The sequence below is a fragment of the Micromonospora sp. NPDC048868 genome (genome assembly GCF_043198195.1).
Lineage (GTDB): Bacteria > Actinomycetota > Actinomycetes > Mycobacteriales > Micromonosporaceae > Micromonospora > Micromonospora reichwaldensis.
The window spans coordinates 57190-78216 of sequence record NZ_JBICUN010000014.1; the positions used below are offsets into that span (position 1 = coordinate 57190).

Here is a 21027-nt window from a genome sequence, read left to right on the forward strand (position 1 = left end):
AACCGTCGATGAAGAAGTGCGTGCGGTTTCGATGAACCCTCCCGGTGATCCTGGGCACATGAACACCGTGGTCGATGCGCTCGTCGGGAACGCCGCCTCGCGCGCCACTCTCACCGTGACCGGGATCGACGCCCGGTCCGACACCTGTCACACCTGGGCCGAACTGCACGACCAGGCTCGGCGAATGGCCGGTGTCCTCGCCACCCGGGGCGTCGGCCCGGGTAGCCGGGTCAGCCTGCTCGGCGACACCACGGCCGCCCTCGTCGCGGCCCTGCGGGCGGTGTGGCTGCGCGGGGCCGCCTTCACCGTGCTGCCACTGCCCGGCCGTACCGAGCGGCAGCCGCACTTCGCCCAGCTGCGCCGGATCCTCGCCGACGCCCGGCCGGGACTGGTGATCGTCGACCCCACGGCGGTGTCCGACGGAGCCGTCGAAGTCCCGTCGGCGCTGGCCAGCCCGCCCGGCACCGAGGTGCTGACCCTGGCCGAGCTGGTCACCGCGGCCGACGCGACGCCACCGGCGGAGGTGGTGCATCCCGGACCGGACGACCTGGCCGTACTCCAATACACCAGCGGCTCGACCAGCCACCCGCGGGGCGTACCCATCACCCACCGCAATCTGGCCGCCAACCTGGCCGCCATCGAGGCTGCCATGGGCGGGCGGGCCCTCGACCCGACGTGCGCCAGATGGCTGAGCTGGCTTCCGCTCTTCCACGACATGGGTCTCATCGGCTTCCTCGCCCTGCCGATGTCACGCGGGTGCCCGCTGGTCCTGCAGGCGTCGACGGCCTTCGCAGTCCGACCGGCCAGCTGGCTCGACCTGATCAGCCGGCACCGGGCGACCTGCACCGGCGCGCCCAACTTCGCATTCGGGCTGATGACGCAACTGCTTGAGGCGGGCACCGGGGCGGACCTCGGTTCGCTGCGTCACGTCTTCTCGGGCGCCGAACCGATCGACCCGGTGACGACCCGACGCTTCCTCGCCGCCGCCGCGCGCCGAGGTCTCGACCCGGACGCGATGATCGCCGCGTACGGTCTCGCCGAGTCGACGCTGGCGGTCAGCTTCTCCACCGTCGGCACGGGTATCGAGGTCGACGAGGTCGACCGCGAGCTGCTCGAACGGGACGGCCGAGCGGTACCCGCCCCGGGGGTCTACACCCTGACCCGCCTCGGGCGGGCGGTGCCGGGAACCTCCGTACGGGTGGTGGACCGGAACTCCGGCACGCCCGTCGACGAGCGGACCGTCGGGCACATCGAGGTGTGCGGACCGTCCGTGATCAGCGGTTACTGGGGTGAGGCGCCCCGGCCGTCGCCCTGGCTGCGGACCGGGGACCTGGGCTACCTGGCGGACGGGGAAGTGGTCGTCTGCGGGCGGGCCAAGGATGTGCTGTTCGCCGCGGGACGCAACATCCATCCGCAGGACGTCGAGGCGGCTGCCGCGCACGCTGCCGGTGTACGGGCCGGCGGCGCCGCCGCGTTCGGCGTACCGGCGCGCCACGGCGACCGTCTTGTCGTGGCGGTCGAGACCCGGCTCGCCAGCAGTGCCGACGTCCGCCGGGCGGTGGCCGTCGCCGTCAATGCGCACGTGGGCATGACCCCGGCCGAGGTGGTGACGCTGAGCCCCGGCGGCCTGCCGAGGACCTCGTCGGGAAAGTTGCGCCGGGCCGAGACCCGACGCCGCTACCTCGCCGGTGATCTCACCGGAACCCGTGATCTCACCGGGGCCGGTGAAAACCCCGACACCCGTGACCTCACCTTGGCCGGCGACCTCACCGCGGCCACCGCATCCCTCGCAGACAGGAGCGCCCGATGACGATAGGCGACAACGTCGTACCCGCCCGCGCGGAACTCGCGACACTGCTGGACGTGCCGGCGGAGTCACTCACCGACCGGGTCTCGCTCCGCGACGAGTTGGCCCTCGACAGCCTGGCCCAGATGCGCGTGCTCACCTGGCTGCAGACCCGGGGCGTCCGGATCGCCGTCGCGTCGGGACTGCCCAAGACGGTGGGCGAGTTGCTGGCGCTCGTGGACAAGGCGCCCCGGTTTTCCGTCCAGATCGGTGGCGGTGGCGGCGGGATGTCGGGGCTTCCCACGCGGTTTGCCCGGACGTCCCCGCCCGACCCGTTGGTGCCGGTCCTGGAGACACCGGTGTTCCGCCTGATGCCGGTCACCCCGGATGACGTCGGTTTCCTGTACGCACTCGCCGTGCGACCGGAGACGGGTTTCCGCTGGCGCTACCGGGGATCGGTGCCACCGATAGAGCGCTTCAACGCCGAGTTGTGGAACCAGGTGCTGCTGCAGTTCGTGGTACGCCGGATCGAGAACGACGAACCGGTCGGGCAGGTCGTGGCCTACGGCGACGAGCTGAGTCTGCGGCACACGTACATCGGTGCCGTGTTCCAGCCGGCCGTCACCGGCACCGGCCTGGCGGCTCAGGCGGTGGCGTTGTTCGCCCGGCACCTCTTCCACACGTTTCCCCTCAACAAGATCTACATGGAGATACCAGGAATCAACTGGCCACAGGTGCAGAGCGGGCAGAACCACCTGTTCCACGTGGAGGGGGTGCTGCGTGAGCACGACTACTACGCGGGCCGCCTCTGGGACAAGTACATCTGCGCGCTGTATCCCGAGGACGTCACAGGTGACGGACTCCTCTTTGAAACCGGCAGACAACAGAGAAAGAGGGAGGTAGGAAATGCGGATTGACAGTGTGCGACAGCGGACCCTGGGGGCCATGGTCACCATGGGGATCCTCACCGCACTGGCCCCCGCCGGCGCGGCGCAGGCCGCCCCGGGGGTCAACGGCGAGTCGAGTGGCGCCGACCAGAACGTTCTGAGCATCGGCGTCAACACCGCCACGGGTGACCGGGTCGTACAGGCCGCCTACGACGAACTCAACAGCGACCACAAGTTCGAGACCCCGATGGGCTCCAACTGCAACTTCTACTCGAACCACTGGGGCAAGGGTTGCCAGGCATGGTGCGCGGACTTCGTCAAGTACGTCTGGAAGAACGCCGGTGTCTACGCCTGGGAGCACCTGGACTCCGAGGCCGGCACCACCGCGCGGTACGGGAAGTTCTTCGGCACCTGGCACCCGGGGACCACGTCGGGTATCTACCCCGGTGCCGCGGTGACCTACAACTCCTCCGGTGATCCGGCCGTCGACTCGGACCACGTCGGTGTCTACGTCGGAGTGGTCAACGGCACGCAGAAGGTCGTGTCCGGCAACTTCAGCAACCAGGTTTACAAGCACAACCTGCACTACGGTGGGGCCCCGTTCGCGGGCTGGACCGGTGTGGGCTGACCTGTCACAGGCGGGCGGGCGCACCCAGCGCGGTGCGCCCGCCCAGCCCCGACCACGAGGGACGATCCGCATGAGAAGGACCTGCCTGCGCCTGCTGCTCGCCGTGGCACTCATCCCACTCGGCGGGTGCGCCGACCCGGCCACCCTGCAGGGCGCCCCGGAGGCCACCGTGCTCGCGAAGGAGACGGCCACCCCGCCCGTACCCGTCCTGCGACTCGGCCAGGACGCCGCCATCGACCTCTTCGGGAACGGCCTGGCCGGCGTGACCGTGACCGGGGCGGAGCTGTCCCCGCAGGCCGCCGGCCGGGAGCACCTGGTCGTCACCGTGGACATCAAGCTGCTGAAGGCCGGGAAACCGGTCACCGGGGGGCCGGAGAACTTCGTCTTCCGGGACAACGCCCAGGCGACGCATCCGGCACAGGTGAGCGATCAGGCCGCCTCGCCCCGACTGAGGGCCGTGAACTTCACCACGGTCGGTCAGGCGTCGCACGGCCGCTTCTTCTTCGACGTGCCGAAGGGGACGGCCAGCGGCGGCTACGTCCAGCTCGTGACCGGCAAGCTCGTGCACGCCGTGTGGCAGTTCAAGACGTGAGGTGCTGATCAAGGCGGCGTCAGGATGAGCGGCAACCTGCCCGACAGCTCCTATCGTCTGCTGCCGGCCTGACGGCCCGACCTCACGTCAGGTGCCGGGCGAAGAACCGGTTCCCGGCGTCCCCTTCGAATTGCGGCACGCCGGTGTGCCCGCCCATGTTGGCGTGCAGCGTCTTCTCCTTGGCGCCGAAGGCGTCGAACAGGTCCAGGGCCACCTGCCGGTCGTTTCCTTCGTCGTCCCACTGCAGCAGGACCTGCAGCGGAATGGTGACCTGTCGGGCCTCCTCGAACATGGTGCGGGGCACGAAACTCCCGGCGAACAGAAGGGCGGCCGAGATGCGCGGCTCGACCACCGCCAGCCGGATGCCGATGGAGATCACCCCTCCCGCGTACCCGACCGGGCCGCCGATGCCGGGCAGCGGAAGGAGGGCGTCCAGGGCGGCCCGCCATTCCGGGACCGCCTTCTCGACCAGCGGGAGGACGAGCCGATCAACGAGATCGTCGTCGACCGGCTCGCCGGCCTTCAGCGCCCGGTGCAGGTCGGCGCGGGTCTCCTCGGCGGCGGCGGAACGGGGCCGGTCACCGCTCCAGGGGAGTTCGAGGGTGGCTGCGGCGAAGCCCTCCGCCGCGCAGTGCCGGGCCCGGGCCACCAGTCGGGGATACATCCTGTGCAGGCCGCCGGGGTGGCCCATCAGAATCAGCGGGGCCGATGCGGAGGCGGATTCCGGCGTCCACAGGATGCCGGGGATCTCACCGAGGGTGAACTGGCGTTCGAGGACGCCGTCGTCGAGGCGCTGCTCGGAAGTGAATCGCATGGTCGTGCCCTTCGGGAGTGCTCGTGAGCGGCGCTCCCGGACGACCTATCGCCCGACCGTGACCCCGGAGGGGAGCACCCATGTCGATACTGCATTCACGGGTACCACCTCCTCGTTCTCTCGCACGGCCGTTGGCAGAGTAGCGGTGCTCGCCGTGGCCCGCCAACGGGTTTCTGCTTGGCCGAACGCCACCGAGCTCGTCTGCGCTGCGTGCGGCGCTGGTGGCCGCCGAGCCGGTCCGCGGGCGGGAGGGTCGGACGACGCTGTCGAGCTGAGTCGTCTGTGACATCAGGCGTCGTCCGGGCCACTGTGCACCAGACCGCGGTGAGTCGTCTGCGACATCAGCTCGACAGCGTCCCACGTGCGGATCCGCCGCCGACGGACACCAGGGCGGAGAATTGGATCTCTGACATGACAAGTCGGGCATCCCGAGCAGTAGGTCCGGGTCCAGCCGATGCGTTGGTGGGCGACTTCCCGGCTGCCGGAGACGGTGCTGATGCGTACCGCATGGGAGCCGGTCGTCGGCCGCTGGCCTACCTGCGGGTGCTGCGGTTGGCGCGCCGGGGCTGGGCGCGGGCGACCCACCAGCCGAGCAGGACGATGAGGAGCGTGACCCCGAGCTTGATCGACAGGCTCCAGATCAACGCCGTGCCGTTGCGGTACCAGTCCCACCAGAGCATCCCGCCCAGTGCGAGCAGCGCGACGAGCGTCGCTGCGACCAGGCGCACGCCGACCGGCCTGGTCCGGGGCGAGAGCAGGGCGGCGGCCGAGAACCCGGCCAGTAGCAGGAGGACCGCGAGCAGGGTCAGCGCGATCGGCACCGCGGGCACCAGCAGGGACACGGCCAGCAGCACGGCGCCGGCCGCGACGGCGATCTCCACCGCCCGCGTGCCCATCGCGCTGCGGCGGGTGAGCAGGGCGACCATCGCCCAGACGGCGAGTGCGTAGCCGCGGAAGGCGGAGAGCACCACGGCCAGCGGCCTGGTGCGCGCCGTGTCGCCGGCGACGTTGGCGAGGACGGTGGCGGTGTGCGACGTGGTTCGGGCGAAGGTGTCGCTGCCGATGTCACCATCGATGCGTTCGCCACCGATCTGGGCCGCCTCGTTCCACAGCCGCCACAGATCCTGGGCCGGCATCTCCCGGCCGGCCTTCCGGTCGGCGGCGTCGAAGGACGCCAGCCAGGCGGTGCTCGTCCTGGCCCGATCGGCGCCCTCGGCGCGTACGGCGGCGGCGAGGCCGGGCAGGTCCTCTCGGAGCACCGAGGTCTGGATCGGTCGGGCGATGGCCCTGGTGCAGGCGCTCAACGATCGGGCGTCGGGGTTGCCGAGGATCTGCTGCGCCTCGCGTTCGCACGCCGCGCGGTCCCGCGCCCACTGGTCGGCCAGCCACCCGCGGTCCGGCGATCCGTCGGGAACCGCGCACCGCTCGAACGCCTCCATCAGCCGGTCCACCGCCTCGGCCTGGGCCGGCCGGGGCCCGGCGCAGGTCGCTGATCCGGGCGCCAGCAGGCACTGCCGTAGCCGCTCCGGTGCCAGCAGGATCCGGATGAGCTGCTCGACGGCGTCCATGCGGCCGTGCAGCCAGTCGTTGAGGCGCCACGAGCCGCGGTAGAAGGCGCCGAAGTGGTGCAGCTGGATGCCGGTCAGCAGGTCCGGGTGCAGCGAGGAGACCTTGGCGAGCTCCACCTCCTGCTCCGGGTCCTGACTGGCGCTGGTGAAGGCGAGCTGTACGACGTCGAGCCGCAACATGTTCCGCAGGACGGTCTCGTCGGCGGGCCGCACCGGGACGAGGAACCGGTGGAGTGCGGTGAGCCGCTCCGTCCACTCGCCATCCGGATCGAGCACGTCGTTGCCTACCGCGCTGACCGCCCGCAGGGCGGGGGCGACCTCGCGAAGGCTCCGGGCCAGGTCGAGGGCTTGTCGGTGAAGGCGGGCTCGGCGCACGCCGTCACCGGGTACGGGCAGGGCGTCCCACGCCGCCAACGCTGTGGTGAGCCAGCGTTCGAGCTCGGGCAGGTTGTCGGCCGTCCGGTTCAGCGAGCCCTGGCGCCTGGGCATCGGATCGATGCCGTACTGCGCCGGTCCCGTCGGTGCGGTGGACCAGTAGCGGTTGAGGTCGTTGCGGTCTGCGTGGATCTCCTCCAGGGTGGCGGCCGCCTGTTCGCGGCAGCGCACGATCCTCGTTCGCTCCGGCGTACCGAGGTGGGCCAGCCACACCGATCGTTTGAGCAGGTCGACGGTCATGTCCGCCAGGCGCTGGACGGTGGTCTGCCCCCAGTCCCAGCCGGCGCCGGTTCTCCCGAGCGCCTCCGCGAGAGGGCCATCGGGGACGAACGACAGCCGTTGCCGCCGAAGCGCGGCGAGCAGTTCGTGCCCGCTCCACTGCTCGGCGGGTCGGCCGCGCTGCCCCATCGCCAGCAGGGGAGCGATCGTGGTGGCCGCGTTCTCGACGCGCACCTCCAGGTACGCCGGCCACGCCCCGTCGGAAAGCTGCTCGGCGACGCCGATCATCGCCGTCGCGAACCGGTCCCGGGCCCGGCGGCGCATTCGCACGGTGGTGTTGCGGCTGCGGATCTCGGTGAGTTCCCGGGATACGGAGTCGGTGGCCCGCAGTCGGGTGAGGACTCCGAGCAGCACCTCGCGGGCCGACGGGAGCGGCATCCCCGGGCCGGCGGCGTCCGCGTGCGGGGCGGGCGGCGGGTCGGCCGCGGGGGAGGGGCAGAGTTGCTCGCCCGGATCCGGGGCGACGTACGCGAGAACCCGGCGCACCTGGAAGCCGGCGGTCTGCCGGTACACCGCCTCCAGGGCCGGGCGGATCGGCTTGTTGAGCAGCACTCCGCCGTCCACCACGTGCTGCGCGTCGCGGAAGTTCGATCGACCCGCCGCGGACTCCCACCGCAGGTCGCTGCCGGGATCTCCGGGGCGCACCCGCACGAAGTGCGGCTCGAACGCACCCGGGAACGACGACGTGCACCGCGCCGCGGCGGCCAACTCGTCGAGTACGGCATCGGCGGCGAGGTCCCCACCGACCGGTCGGCCGTCACGGTAGCCGGCCCGGAGGTCGGCGAACCGGAAGGTGGCGTCGTGATCGGTCTCGGTGATCCCGACACCCAGGTCGTCGGTGAACGTCGTGGACCTGCCCTGCCAGAGCGTCCCGGTCAGCACCAGCTCGATCGGCACCCGTTCATCGTCGGTCCGGCCCGCTGGCGATCCGGTGGTCGAGACGACCTTCTCCAGCGCGTCCCGCACCTTCGGAAGGAAGTAGTCGTCCCCCTTCAGCAGCGATCGTGGACGGCGCGTCAACGGGTCGCGCAACAACCGGTCCAGGCTGCCGTGCTCGTGCCACAGGTCCCGCATGACGGACAGGTCCCCGCCCCTGGCCAGGCCCAGCGCGAGGAAGGCGCCGTTGAGACCGCCCGCCGAGGTGCCCGAGATGACGTCGACGCGAACGTCCGCCCGGAGCAGATCCAGCAGCGACGCGTACGGCGACTCCGGGTCCGTGCGTGCCGCGGCCAGGCGGGAGACCTCGAGGGTGACGCCGCTGATCCACACCGCCAGGCTGACTCCACCAGTCATCACCACGGCAAGGCGGATGTCCTGCCGGTCGGCTCTGTCGCTGGAGGACGCCGGCCGCGGCGGCTCCCGGTCCTCGCCTGTCTGCGCCACTGCTACCCGGCGGTGAAGGCAGGCGGGGGCATGATCACTCGGGCGGATCGTCCGTACATGTCCGACATGGTATGTCGGGTCGGCCGTTCCGTGAAGCACGGCCACGTATCCGGATTCGGGTCGGGCTCGTTGGTCGTGCCATCGGACGTCGTCGAGGGCGCACGCCTCGGCTCATGCGCCGGAACAGGAATGGTGGCCTGACGTGGGGCGTGGCACGTGCACCAGGGGCTGACAGGTGCGCAGGTCGCCGAGCGGGTCGCGAGGGGCTCGGTCAACACGACGGCCCGCCGGAGCAGCCGCACGTTCGGCCAGATCCTGCGCGCCAATCTGCTGACGCGGTTCAACGCGATCATCGCGGTGCTCTGCGGTCTGATCCTGGTCTTCGGCCAGCCGGTCGACGCGCTCTTCGGCTCGGTGGTCGTGGTCAACAGCGCAGTCGGTGTGGTCCAGGAACTGCGGGCGAAGCGGACCCTGGACCGGCTCACCCTGCTCACCGAGGCGCCGGTGCGTGTCCTGCGCGACGGCCGTGAGGTTTCGATCCGGCCGGGTGAGGTGGTCGTCGACGACCTCGTGCTGCTGGGGCCCGGGGAGAAGGTGCCGGTGGACGGGGTGGTCCGGGAGGCCGACGGGGTCGAGATCGACGAGTCGCTGTTGACCGGCGAGTCGGATCCGGTCGAGAAGCGGTGCGGCGACCAGGTGCGGTCGGGCACCTTCGTGACCGCGGGCAGTTGCCTGCTCGCGGCGACCGGGGTCGGCGAGAAGGCGTACGCGGCTCGGCTCGCCGCCGAGGCCAGCCGCTTCGAGTTGACGGACTCCGAACTCATGACGGCCATCAACCGGTTGCTCCAGCTGGTCACCTGGATCATCGTGCCGATCGGCGGACTGCTGGTCGTGCGGCTGTTCACCAGCGGGGCCAGCGTCTCCGACGCCGTGGTGGGCAGCGTCGCGGGAGTCGTGCCGATGATCCCCGAAGGGCTCGTGCTGATGACGAGCGTCGCCTTCGCGGTGGGTGTGATCCGGCTCGGCCGGCGCCGGTGCCTCGTGCAGGAACTGCCTGCGGTGGAGGTTCTGGCCCGCGTCGACACGCTCTGCATCGACAAGACCGGCACGCTCACCGAGCCCGGCATGGCGTTGCGCGAGGTGCTGCCGTACGACGGCGTTTCCCCAGGTGTCGCACGGGCGGCGCTCGCCCGCGCGGAGGCGAAGCCGAACCAGACCATGCGGGCCATCGGAGACCGCCTCTCCGCCGACGGCTGGCACGCGGGCGAGACCGTGCCGTTCTCCTCGGCACGCAAGTTCTCGGGCGCGTCCTTCCCGGAGCACGGCACCTGGCTCGTCGGTGCGCCCGACGTCCTGCTGCCCGACGACGACCCGGCCCGACGCGAGGCCCAGGGTCTCGCCGCGACGGGTCGACGGGTGCTGGCCCTCGTGCGGTCGGCCACTCTGACCAGCCGCGACCGCAGGACCGCCGCCCTCGTCGTCCTCGAACAGCGGGTACGGGCCGACGCCCCGGACATGGTCCGGTACTTCGCCGCGCAGGGCGTCGACGTGAAGGTGATCTCCGGCGACGATCCGGCCGCCGTGGGCGCGATCGCGCGGCAGGTCGGCATCCCGTCGGCTGATGCGCCAGTCGACGCGCGCTCGCTGCCGCAGGAGCCGGACGCGCTCGCCGACGCCGTCGCCGGCCACACCGTCTTCGGCCGGGCGACACCGCAACGGAAGCGGGAGTTCGTGGTCGCCCTGCACGCGCGGGGTCGCACCGTGGCGATGACGGGCGACGGGGTCAACGACGCGCTCGCGCTCAAGGACTCCGACCTGGGCGTCGCCATGGGCTCCGGTAGCCCGGCCACCCGGGCGGTCGCGCAGGTGGTCCTCCTCGGCGACAACTTCACCGCGCTGCCGCACGTGCTCGCCGAGGGACGCCGGGTGCTGGCCAACATCGAACATGTCGCGAACCTGTTCCTCACCAAGACCGTGTACGCGGCGCTGCTCGCGCTGCTCGTAGGCATCGCCCAGGTGCCGTTTCCGTTCCTGCCCCGGCACATCACCATCGTCGGGACCCTGACGATCGGCGTGCCCGGCTTCTTCCTCGCGCTCGCTCCGAACAGCGGACGGGCGCGGCCGGGTTTCGTTCCCCGCGTCCTGCGGTTCGCCGTTCCCGCCGGTGTCGTGGCCGCTTCCACGACGTTCGCCGCGTACGCCGTCGCCCGGTTCAACACGGCGTCGAGCCTGCGGGCGGACCGTTCCACCGCCACGCTCACCCTGTTCCTCGTCGCGTTCGCGGCACTCGTCGTCATCGCCCGGCCGTACACCCGGTGGCGGCTTGGCCTGTTGGCGGTGATGGCCGGCTGCTTCGCGGCCGTGGCCGTGCTGCCCGGACTGCGGCAGATCGCCGACCTCACCTTCCCCGAACCGCGCGACACCCTCGCCGGGCTGGGGCTCGCCGTGCTCGGCGCCGCCGTCCTCGTCGTGCTGCTGCGACTCGACCGCTGGCTGACGAGGGTCGGCTGAGCGAACTGCCTCCTGACGTCGGAGGACGAGGCCAGCCAGGGCGGTCCGGGCAGGCCCGCAGCGGAACGCGGGTGCTCAGGCGGCGGGGTGCGCGAGCGTCACGGCGATCGCCGGTCCGAACGCGACGCTGAGCAGGTAGGCGAGATTGAACAGACCCAGGGCCTCGGCCCGACGCGAGGCGGCTACGACGTCGGTCGCTCGCAGGGCGAGTACTCCCTGGCCGGTCGCGGCGGCCAGCGAGCCGAGCGCCATCGCCGCGAGCAGCAGCGGTACGGCGGTGGTGACCGCCGCCAGCAGCGGCGCGGCGGCGCCGGTGACGAGCAACGCGGCGGCCGCGACGCGGCGGGGCACCCGCACGGACGCCGCGACGAGGAACCCGGAGCAGAAGCCGCCGAGCAGGTACGGCGCCAGCAGCACGATTCCGCTGCGGGTGCCGTCCCATCCCGCGTGCTCCCGCAGCAGGTCCGGCGCGGCGTAGAGCAGGGCGAAGTTCACCACCCCCAGCGCGAAGGCCGACGCGCACGCCGCGAGGAACCGGCCGTTGCGTGCCACCGCGGCGGGCAGGAAGCCGTCCGGACGGATCCTGATCCAGGCCACCAGCGCGAGCAGCAGCGCGACGGTGGCCGGGCCGGCCACCAGCGGTCGGTGCGGAATGAGGACGGCCGCGGTGACCAGCATGGACAACAGAACCATGCCGAGGGGGTCGAACGACACCGGCGCCGCGTCCGGCGAGGTGGTGCCGCGGCGAGCCGCGGGCACGGCGAGCACCGCCAGCAGCGGCAACGCCAGCGCCGCCTGCCACGAGGAGATGTCGGCGACCAGCGCGCCGGTCAGCGGGCCGGTGGCCCCGACGACCGCCAGCGACGCGGTGACAACCCCCATCTGCCGGGCCGAGTCGGCCAGCTTCATCGCCGTCACGGTGAGACCGGCGGACCCCAGTGCCTGCACCGCCGCGCCGGCGACCAACGCCGGCACGCTCGGCACCAGCACGAGCAGGAGCGTCCCCGCGCCCAGCAGCACGGCCGAGACGGTCAGGACCGCCCGTACGCCGCGCCGGGCCAGCAGCGCCGCCAACAGCGGCGTCCCCAACGCGATCCCCCAGCCGAAGGCCGTCACGCCGGCGGCCGCGGCCTGTTCGTCGGTACGCGTCGCGCGCGCCACGTCGTCGAGGAGCAGGGCCGGTGCGGCGATCCCGTACGACAGCGGGCCGGCCAGCAGGGCGAGCCAGGGTGTGGCCACCCGCCCTGGTGCGAACGGCCGGTGACCGTGAGCGGCCCGGGGCTCTTGCAGACGATCCATCTCATTCCTCCGGTGTCGGCTCGGATCAGCCTCCCCGGGGTCGCTCACCACCGGCTGACGGCCGGCTGACGTACGCGTCGGCGCCGCGACCCGGTGGGCGGGCCGACGGCCGGCGGACGTTCGCGGGGCGGGACCGTCGACTGGCTAGTGTGAAGTCGTGATGTTCGGGGTGCTGGGCGGGATCGCGGTCTGGACGTCGGACGGCAGAGACGTCACCGTGCCCGGCCTGAAGGTTCGTGCTCTCCTGGCTGACCTGCTGGTGCACGAGGGACGCCCGGTCTCCGCCGACCGGCTGATCGAGGATCTCTGGGGTGACGAGGCGCCGGGCAAGGCGCTCGGGGCACTCCAGACCAAGGTGTCGCAGTTGCGCCGCGCGCTGGAGACGGGTGAGGCGGGTGGCCGTGCGCTGGTCGAGTCCGGCGATGCCGGCTACCGGCTGCGGGCGTCGCCGGAGTCGGTCGACGCCTGTCGCTTCGCCGCGCTGGTGGGGCGTTCGCGCGCGCAGCGGGAGCCGGCGGGGCGGGCGGCGACGCTGACGGAAGCCCTGTCGCTGTGGCGTGGTTCCCCGTACGCCGACTTCAGGGACGAGCGGTTCGTGCGCCAGGCGGCCGAGCGGCTCGACGAACAGCGCCTGGCCGCGCTGGAGGACCTGGCCGAGGCCCGGCTCGATCTCGGCGAGCACCACCTGCTCGCCGGTGAGCTGGCCGACCTGGTCGCACGCCATCCGTGGCGTGAGCGGCTACGGGCCGCGCACCTGCGCGCCCTGTACGGCTCGGGACGGCAGCGTGAAGCCCTGTCCACGTACGAGCAGTTCCGTCGGCAGGTGCGCGACGAACTCGGCATCGATCCCGGCCGGGAGTTGGCCGAGCTACATCGGGCGATCCTGCGCCAGGACCCCGCCCTGCGGCCGCCGGCACCGCCGTCGACTCCGGCCCGGACCAACCTGCCGGCCCCTGTGTCACCCGGCCCGTACGGCGGACTGATCGGGCGTGAGACGGCCGTCGAGGCGGTACGGGAGCGGCTCACGAGCGAGCGGCTGGTGACCCTGACCGGGATGGGCGGGGTGGGGAAGAGCCGGTTGGCGCTCGAGGCCGCCCGGGTGCTGGCCGACACGTTCCCCGCCGGGGCCTGGCTCGTCGAGCTGGCGGGCCAGCCGCACTGCGGCGGCCAGGCGACCTGCACCGAGCTCGTCGAGCTGTTGGCGGCGACTCTGGAGATCCGGGACGACAGCCCGCCCGGCCTGCCCGGTGAGCGACCACGCGAGCCGATGGACCGGCTGGTCGCCGCGCTGCGGGACCGGCGGATGCTGCTGCTGCTCGACAACTGCGAACACGTGGTGGCGCCGATCGCCGAACTGACCGAGAGCCTGCTCGGCGCCGCGGCCGACCTGCGCATCCTGGCGACGAGCCGCGAACCGCTCGGGATCCCCGGCGAGGTGGTCCTTCCGGTGCCGCCGCTGGCCCTGCCGGAGCCCGGAGCCACGGCGGAGCAGATCGCCGACGCCCCGGCGGTCCGGCTCTTCGCCGCCCGCGCCCGCGCCACCGAGCCGGGGTTCACGGTCGACGCGCGGAACACGGACACGATCGCCACCATCTGCCGGCGCCTCGACGGCGTACCGCTGGCGCTGGAACTGGCCGCGTCCCGGCTGCCCGTTCTCGACCCGGGCGAGCTGGCGGCGCGGCTCGACGACCGTTTCCGGCTGCTGTCGTCCGGCCGGCGCACCGCGCCCGCCCGTCAGCAGGGGCTGCGCGCCATGATCGACTGGAGTTGGGAGTTGCTGTCGGCTCCCGAACGCGCGGTGCTGCGCCGGCTGGCGGTCTTCGCCGACGGCGCCACCCTGGCTGCCGCCGAGCAGGTGTGCCCGGGCGGGCAGGTGGCGTCGGAGGAGGTCCTCGACGTGCTGGCACGCCTGATCGACCGCTCGCTGGTCATGGTGCGGCACGGCGAGAGCCCGCGACGCTACCGGCTGCCGGAGACGGTGGCCGCGTACGGTCTCGAACAGCTCGACCGCGCCGGCGAACTGCCCGCGACCCGCCGTCGTCACGCCGCGTGTTTCGCGCGTCTCGCCGAGCAGGCCGCCCGGCGGCTACGTGGTCGCGAGCAGAGTCGCGCGCTGCGCGAGCTCGACGCCGAGAACGCGAACCTCCGGGCGGCACTCGACGTCGCCGCCACCGACGGTCAGGCCCGCGTGGGCTTGGCGCTCGCCACCTCGTTGTGCTGGTACCGGCTGCTGCGGGGCCGGTTCGGGGAGATGAGCCGGTCCCTGCGGACGGCGTTGGACATCGTTCCGGGCAGCGCGGACGACGCCGCACCGGACACCCTGCGGCGCCATGCGGACATGTGGCTGACCGCCCTCGCCACCCGTGACGGTGACCCGACCGCCCCCCGGCAGCGGATCCTGGAGCGCTACCGGGACGCCGACGGGCCGGAGAAGGCGTTCGCGCAGTGGTTGTTCGCCTCCATGATGCTCGGCTCCGGAGATCCGGGGGAGGCCGCCGACCTCGTCGACGCGGCGCTGGCGGCGTTCCGCGCCGACGGGGACCAGTGGGGCATCGCTGCCGCCTGCGCCACCCGCGCGGACCTCGCGCTCGTACACCGCAGCGACCTGCCCGCCGCGCAGCGTGACTGCGAGACCAGCCGGTCGCTGTTCGGGCAGCTCGGCGACAGCTGGGGACAGGTGCATCCGACGAGCCTGTTGGGGACCCTGGCCGAGATCCACGGCGACTACGACCTGGCCGCCGCGCACTACCGGGAGGCGCTGCGCACCGCCGAGCACCTGCGGCTGTGGACGTCGGTGTCGCGGCAGCTGGCCTGCATCGGCCGGCTCGCCCTGTTGCGCGGCGACCTCGACGAGGCCGCCGCCAGTCACGACCGCGCGCTACAGGTCGCGCGGGAACAGTCGAGCCGCTCCGCCGCCGCCTTCGCCGGCACGGGCCTGGCGATGATCGCGCGACGGCGGGGCGACCTCGACGCCGCCGAGGCCCAGCAGCACGACCTGCTCGACTGGAACCGGCACGCCGGCTATCTGCCGGGCTGCGCGCTCGCGCTGGCCGAGTTGGGGTTCATCGCGGAGCACCGGGGCGACGCCGTCCGCGCCGAGCGCCGCCACCGTGAGTCGCTCGACGCGGCGCGCGCCGCCGGAGACCACCGGGCGGTCGCCCTGGCCCTCGAAGGGCTGGCCGGGGCCGCCGGCCTCGGCGGTGACCCGCGCCGTGCCGCGCGGCTGCTCGGCGCGGCCCGCACGCTGCGCGAGGCCGCCGGAGCGCCGCTGCCCCCCGGCGAACGGCACGACGTCCAGCGCGTGACCGGCCGCCTCCGGGAGGCGCTCGGCGGCGGGGAACTCGCTGCCGAGATGAGCCATGGCGCGCAGCTCGACCTCGACGACGCGGCGCTCAGCGGCCTCGGTCAGGCGACGGTCAGCGGACGGTAAGCCTGCCCGGCACGGTTGACCGAGAACCGAGCCGAGCCAGGAGGCAACCGTGCAGACCGATGCCAGGATCGCCGTCATCTACTACTCCGCCACCGGCACCGTGCACCGGCTCGCGCAGGCGTTCGTCGACGGCGCGGCCGACGCCGGCGCGGAGGTCCGCCTGCGCCGGGTGGCCGAGTTGGCGCCGGAGCAGGTCGTCGATGCCAGACCGCAGTGGCGGGCCCACCTCGACGCCACCGCCGATGTCCCGCTCGCGACCCTGGACGACCTCCGGTGGGCCGACGGGTACGCCTTCGGCACGCCGACCCGGTTCGGGAACGTCTGCTCCCAGCTGCGCCAGTTCCTCGACACCACGACCGCCCCCTGGCAGGCGGAGGAACTGGCCGACAAGCCGGCGACCGGCTTCACCGCCACCTACGAGGAGCACGGTGGGCAGGAGGCGACCCTGCTCAGCCTCTACCAGACCTTCCACCACTGGGGAGCGGTCGTCCTGCCCACCGGCTACCTGAACTACGACACCGCGCACGCCGCTGGCGGGAACCCCTACGGCGTCAGCCTCGTGGAGAGCCGCGCCGGCCGGGATCCCGGGTACGCCCGGGCCGTCCTCGACACGGCCCGCTTCCAGGGTGCGCGCCTCACCCGCATGGCAGCCGCCGTCGCCGCCGTCCGCGCGGAGCGGCAGCCCGGCTAGCAGCCCGGCGACGGCAGCAGTACGGCGTGCGGGACGACACCGTGCGTGGCGACGAAGGGCTCGCGCCTCCTGACGCACCACTACCACCTGGGTGAGAGACGAGGGGAAATCATGCTGACAACGACCACAGCCGATCCGACCAACCGGGCCAGCCAGGTCACCGTGCTCGGCCTCGGCGACATGGGATCGGCGATCGCCAGGACGTTCCTCGACCGCGGACACCGTACGACGGTCTGGAACCGGACCGCGAGCAAGGCCCTGCCGCTGGTCGACGCCGGCGCCACGGCCGCCGCGACCGCCGCGGAGGCGGCGGCCGCGAGCCCGCTCGTCGTGGTGTGTCTGCTCGACGGCGCAGCGGTCGACGAGGTGCTCAGCTCCGTGGACGCCGCAGTCGCGGGCAAGGTCCTGGTGAACCTGACGAGCGGCTCGCCTCAGCAGGCACGGGCCAACGATCGCTGGGCGAGAGCGCGCGGCGCCGAGTATCTCGACGGCAAGATCATGGGGGATCCGCCCTACGTCGGTACGCCGCACGTCATGTTCCCGTTCAGCGGTTCCCGCACCGCCTTCGAGGCGCACGGGCCGATGCTGCGGGAGTTGGGCACCGTCGTCTACCACGGGGAGGAGGCGGGCTCGGCCGCCGTCGAGTTCATGGCGCAGGTCGCGGTGGGCTACGAGATCCTCATCGGGTTCCTGCACACGCTCAGGCTGGTGCAGGCGGAAGGGGTCGACGTGGCGGAGTTCGCGGAGCGTGCCGCCAAGAACGTGGCCGCGCTGCCACCGCTGTTGACGTCGATCGGCAACGCGGTCGGGGCCGGCGAGTACCCACCGGATCTCGGCCCGCTCAACGTCCAGGCCGCGCTGATGGACGACCTGATCAGCCATCGGGAATCCATCGGCGTGGAGGCCGTGCGGATGCGGGAGGTCAAGGGCCTGATGGACCGCCGGATCGCTGACGGCTTCGGCGCTCAGGGATTCTCGAGCCTGTTCGAGCTGTTGGCGAAGTCCTGACGGCGGCTTCCCAGGGGCCGGGGGAGACGCCACAGCCCGCGCGGCGTCGTTCCACGTAGGGCGTGCGTCCACGGCCTGGGCGGGGGCGTCCGGACGCCGGGATGGGGTGAGGTCTCCGGTAGGGGGCTGTTCGGCGGGAACAGGCCCGAACCGGAGACCTCGCGGCTACGCCTTGGCGCCGGCCTTCTTGGCGGTGGCGGACTGGCCGACCGCCTGGGTGAACACGGGGAGGTAACCGAGGGACTGCCCGGTCGCCATCGGGTGGTACGAGTTCGACAGGTTCAGGATGTCGACGGCGTGGATCCACTTGTTGCCGCTGCAGATCTGGTGCCCGACGAAGATGCTGCGTACGTCGGCGAAGGTGAACCCGGCGCGGGCCGCGGCGGCGGCGATCAGGCTGTCGGCCAGGTTGATGCCCTCGTTGACCTTCGCGCGGGCCGCCTCGCCGATGCCGAGGCAGACCGTGCCGAGCTGGTAGAAGACCGGGTAGCTCAGCACCACGACCTTCGCGTTCGGGGCCTTGCTGCGGATCGCGGCGTAGGCCCGGTCGAGCAGGCCGGGGAGGTTCGCCCGGGCCTGGACCTGGGCCGCGTCCACCGCGGCGATGCAGGCGCTGGAGCCCTGGAGGGCGCAGGTGCTCATGATGGTGCCGAACCCGGCGTCGTTGCCGCCGATGGTGATGCTGACCAGGGTGGTCTGTGCGCTGAGCGCGGCGACCTGGGAGTTGATCACATCGGTCGTCTTCGCGCCGCCGCAGGCCACCGACTTGTAGGAGGCCGGCGCGTTGGCCGCCGCCCAGAGGGCGGAGAACGCCTTGGTGCTGCGCTTGCAGGCGCCGCTCTCCGTGGTGTAGCTGCCGGCGCCGACACCTGAGGCGTACGAGTCGCCGAGCGCCACGTAGTGGTGGCCGGCGGCCTGCGCCGGGCTGGCCAGCCCCAGTACCGCGAGTGTCGCGGAGAGGACGCCTGCGAGCAGGCTCAGCGTTCGGGATCTGGTCATGTACCCCTCCAAGGTCCACCGGTTGGTGAACGATTAATAGCACTACATCGATGTTTAGGGATAGATGCAGATCGACTCGATGTGGCGATCGGGTGGAACTGAGGGGTGGGCTCGGCGCGGGGGCCGGGCCCGCCCGGCCCAGGACGCCGGATCCGGTGACCTGGCCGTCGATGTCGCGGGGGCGTCGACGCGTGCGGTGCCGGCAGACCCGTCGGCCATCGCCGGTTTTTTCGATGTTGCGGCCGTGTCCCGCCATCCGGTCGTGGCGGATGAAGGGAGCCGGCCGGTGGGTCGCGGGCCGGGCTTGCTGACCTGCCAAGTCGCGGCGAATAGCGACCAATCGCCGCAGGCGCCACTCGTCGGGCTATCCGGACCCAAGGTGTGAGAAGCGGCCGAGTCAGGCCAACCGTCACTCTTGTAATCAATGTGAATTCCATGAATAGATCGAACGCATCCGGTCGGGTGAGCCTCACCAACCGATCGGGTGCCCGGGGCTACCTGACAGGCAGCCCGTGCTCAGCTCCATGGAGGTACCACATGCGACACTCCGGGTCTTCGCTGCGCCGCGTCACCGCACTCTCGGTGGCCGGCGCGCTGGTCGTCGGCACGTTGACCAGCAGTCCCGCTCAGGCAGCACCCGCGACGCCCGCTTCCCCCGACCAGGCCACCGCGCTCGCCGCCGCACTCGGCGACCGCTCCGGCGGGGCGTACGCCGGGGCCGACGGCGCCATGGTCGTCACCGTGACCGACGACGCCGCTGCCCGTAAGGTCCGCGCGGCCGGCGCGACCCCGAAGCTCGTCGCCCGAGGTGCGAAGGACCTCGCCCGGGCCACCGCCGCGCTGGACAGCGCCGCGCGGGTGCCCGGCACCGCCTGGTGGACCGACCCGGCGACCAACCAGGTCGTGGTCTCCGTCGACAGCACGGTGACCGGCGCGAAGCTGGACCGCGTCGAGGCCGTCGCGGAGCGGCTCGGCGGTACCGTCCGCATCCAGCGGGAGGCCGGCACGCTCAGCACCCGGGCCGCCGGTGGCGAGGCCATCTACGCCGAGGGCGGCGGCCGCTGCTCGCTCGGCTTCAACGTCCGCAGCGGCGACACCCACTACTTCCTCACCGCCGGGCACTGCACCGACATCACCGCCAACTGGTACGCCGACTCCGGGCAGGGCAACCTGCTCGGCACCGGCGGCACCGGCAGCTTCCCCGGCAACGACTACGGCATCGTGCAGCACACCAACCCGGCCGCCGCCGACGGCAGCGTCTACCTCTACGACGGCACCACCCGCGACATCACCGGCGCGGCCGACGCCTTCGTCGGGCAGTCGGTGCAGCGCTCCGGCAGCACCACCGGCCTGCACGGCGGCGCGGTCGAGGCGACCAACGCCACGGTGAACTACGCCGAGGGCAGCGTCAGCGGGCTGATCCGCACCACGGTCTGCGCCGAGCCGGGCGACAGCGGCGGCGCGCTCTTCAGCGGAAGTACCGCCCTGGGCCTGACCTCGGGTGGCAGCGGCAACTGCTCCTCCGGCGGAACCACCTACTTCCAGCCGGTCACCGAGGCGCTGAGCGTCTACGGAGTGGAGATCGTCTGACAGTCGCGACAGCAGCGGGGCCGCCGGTGACCGGCGGCCCCGCTGCTTTTCCCAGGCCGCTGATCCGGCCGACGGGTGCGGCTAGAACGGGAAGCGGCCGCGGCGCCACTGCCAGTGGCGGCCGGCCTTCAGGTGGTCGACGACCGCGCGCTGGAGCACGGTGCGGCGCGGCAGCTCGTCGAGCGGCGTGGTCAGGGTGCGGAACACGAACCGCAGCACCTCGACGTCGGCGTCCAGCCCCTCCGGATCCGGATCCTCGTGGGGCTCCAGCGCGAACCTCCGCTGGAACCGGGCGATGTGGGAGTCCTCGGGCAGGTACTCCAGCAGTTGCGGATCCAGCAGCCACGAGCCGCAGGAGAACGCCGTGCGGCGCTCGTCGGGGAAGTGGCGCGGGAAGAACGCCCGGGCCTCGTCGAGCGACGCCGCGACCGACTCCGGGGTCAGCGGCCCCGCCTCGGGGACGTGCAGGGCGATGCTGGTGTCGCCGCGCTGGTGTTGCAGCCGGCCCAGCTCGTAGAGGCCGCCGCGGGCGTGCAGCGTCAGCCAGCTCTGCATGACCGGCCAGCCCTCGCGGCGCATCCGCCGGTCGATCGCCAGGTTGCGGCCCAGGTCCGCGAGGGTCGCCCACGACACGGCGTCGGCGATGCCGTGGTCGCGGTGGTACCCCCTGACGATGTCGACCAGGGCCAGGTACGCGTACACGTAGAGATGCCGCCAGGCGGGGCCCCGCTCGCGCGGCAGCGCCGGACCGGGCGGCAGCCAGGCGTGGCCCCCGAGATCGGCGCGGACCAGGGCGGTCGACCGGTCGAGCAGCCAGCGCAGCTCCGGAGTCCACAGCGGAGAGTCGTGGTCGGGCCAGCCCGCCATGATCTCGGCGGCGTCGTCCGGCCGCACCGCGAGCCGGTCGAGGAGCGCGGGCGCGTCGGCCCTGGCGGGCAGCGGCGCCGACGGCCGGTCGCCGGCGAGCCGGTGCAGGCGGTCGATGTCCTCGACGGGTACGCCGAGTCGGGCGGCGGTGTCGTCCAGATCCACGCGGACGACCCTACCGGCCGGTCGGCGTCCTCCCCGGTCCGTGCCGCACGGCCGGGCGGCACGCGTCCGCAGCGTCCACGCGCCGGGCCGGGACT

The 21027-nt window shown here is 72.5% G+C and carries 14 protein-coding genes; 9 read left to right on the forward strand and 5 right to left on the reverse strand.

Annotated elements, in window-relative coordinates; all coding sequences use genetic code 11:
- Positions 1–58: 58 nt before the first annotated feature.
- From ACGFNF_RS21275 to ACGFNF_RS21290, 4 genes are all read left to right on the forward strand, one after another.
- Positions 59–1810 (forward strand): AMP-binding protein, encoded by a 1752-nt coding sequence (locus ACGFNF_RS21275; protein ID WP_357577328.1) that lies wholly within the window; start codon positions 59–61, stop codon positions 1808–1810.
- Positions 1807–2703, forward strand: a complete 897-nt coding sequence (locus ACGFNF_RS21280; RefSeq protein ID WP_393170086.1) for a GNAT family N-acetyltransferase — start codon at positions 1807–1809, stop codon at positions 2701–2703. The genes ACGFNF_RS21275 and ACGFNF_RS21280 overlap by 4 nt, the downstream gene beginning before the upstream one ends.
- Complete coding sequence (locus tag ACGFNF_RS21285; protein WP_357577326.1) at positions 2693–3301, forward strand: hypothetical protein; 609 nt, start codon at positions 2693–2695, stop codon at positions 3299–3301. Before ACGFNF_RS21280 ends, ACGFNF_RS21285 begins: the two co-directional genes overlap by 11 nt.
- Before the next feature lie 70 nt (positions 3302–3371).
- Positions 3372–3893 (forward strand): hypothetical protein, encoded by a 522-nt coding sequence (locus ACGFNF_RS21290; RefSeq protein ID WP_393170088.1) that lies wholly within the window; start codon positions 3372–3374, stop codon positions 3891–3893.
- Positions 3894–3975: 82 nt separating this feature from the next.
- On the opposite strand, the gene ACGFNF_RS21295 is transcribed toward ACGFNF_RS21290, so the two are convergent.
- Positions 3976–4707 (reverse strand): alpha/beta hydrolase, encoded by a 732-nt coding sequence (locus tag ACGFNF_RS21295; protein WP_357577324.1) that lies wholly within the window; start codon positions 4705–4707, stop codon positions 3976–3978.
- Between the two features lie 533 nt (positions 4708–5240).
- A complete protein-coding gene (locus ACGFNF_RS21300; RefSeq protein WP_393170090.1) occupies positions 5241–8477 on the reverse strand; it encodes a patatin-like protein in 3237 nt (1078 codons plus the stop codon).
- Positions 8478–8588: 111 nt separating this feature from the next.
- On the opposite strand from ACGFNF_RS21300, the gene ACGFNF_RS21305 reads away from it, so the two are divergent.
- Complete coding sequence (locus tag ACGFNF_RS21305; RefSeq protein ID WP_393170092.1) at positions 8589–10883, forward strand: HAD-IC family P-type ATPase; 2295 nt, start codon at positions 8589–8591, stop codon at positions 10881–10883.
- Between the two features lie 75 nt (positions 10884–10958).
- Here ACGFNF_RS21305 and ACGFNF_RS21310 read toward each other — a convergent pair whose 3' ends face one another.
- The gene (locus ACGFNF_RS21310; RefSeq protein ID WP_357577321.1) at positions 10959–12122 is read right to left on the reverse strand and encodes an MFS transporter; all 1164 of its coding nucleotides are present in this window, start codon (positions 12120–12122) and stop codon (positions 10959–10961) included.
- Between the two features lie 220 nt (positions 12123–12342).
- Here ACGFNF_RS21310 and ACGFNF_RS21315 point away from each other — a divergent pair, with 220 nt between their 5' ends.
- The 3 genes from ACGFNF_RS21315 to ACGFNF_RS21325 all read left to right on the forward strand — a co-directional run bounded on the left by ACGFNF_RS21315 (position 12343) and on the right by ACGFNF_RS21325 (position 17311).
- Positions 12343–15612, forward strand: a complete 3270-nt coding sequence (locus ACGFNF_RS21315; RefSeq protein ID WP_393170206.1) for a BTAD domain-containing putative transcriptional regulator — start codon at positions 12343–12345, stop codon at positions 15610–15612.
- Between the two features lie 49 nt (positions 15613–15661).
- The gene (gene wrbA, locus ACGFNF_RS21320; protein WP_393170095.1) at positions 15662–16303 is read left to right on the forward strand and encodes an NAD(P)H:quinone oxidoreductase; all 642 of its coding nucleotides are present in this window, start codon (positions 15662–15664) and stop codon (positions 16301–16303) included.
- A gap of 111 nt (positions 16304–16414) precedes the next feature.
- Positions 16415–17311 (forward strand): NAD(P)-binding domain-containing protein, encoded by an 897-nt coding sequence (locus tag ACGFNF_RS21325; protein ID WP_357577319.1) that lies wholly within the window; start codon positions 16415–16417, stop codon positions 17309–17311.
- Positions 17312–17476: 165 nt separating this feature from the next.
- On the opposite strand, the gene ACGFNF_RS21330 is transcribed toward ACGFNF_RS21325, so the two are convergent.
- Positions 17477–18310, reverse strand: a complete 834-nt coding sequence (locus tag ACGFNF_RS21330; protein WP_357577318.1) for an SGNH/GDSL hydrolase family protein — start codon at positions 18308–18310, stop codon at positions 17477–17479.
- Positions 18311–18847: 537 nt separating this feature from the next.
- Between ACGFNF_RS21330 and ACGFNF_RS21335 the strand changes: the two genes are divergently transcribed.
- A complete protein-coding gene (locus ACGFNF_RS21335) occupies positions 18848–19900 on the forward strand; it encodes a S1 family peptidase (RefSeq protein WP_393170098.1) in 1053 nt (350 codons plus the stop codon).
- Between the two features lie 81 nt (positions 19901–19981).
- On the opposite strand, the gene ACGFNF_RS21340 is transcribed toward ACGFNF_RS21335, so the two are convergent.
- Positions 19982–20932, reverse strand: coding sequence for an acyltransferase domain-containing protein (locus tag ACGFNF_RS21340; protein ID WP_393170100.1), 951 nt, complete (start codon positions 20930–20932; stop codon positions 19982–19984).
- Positions 20933–21027 lie beyond the last annotated feature (95 nt).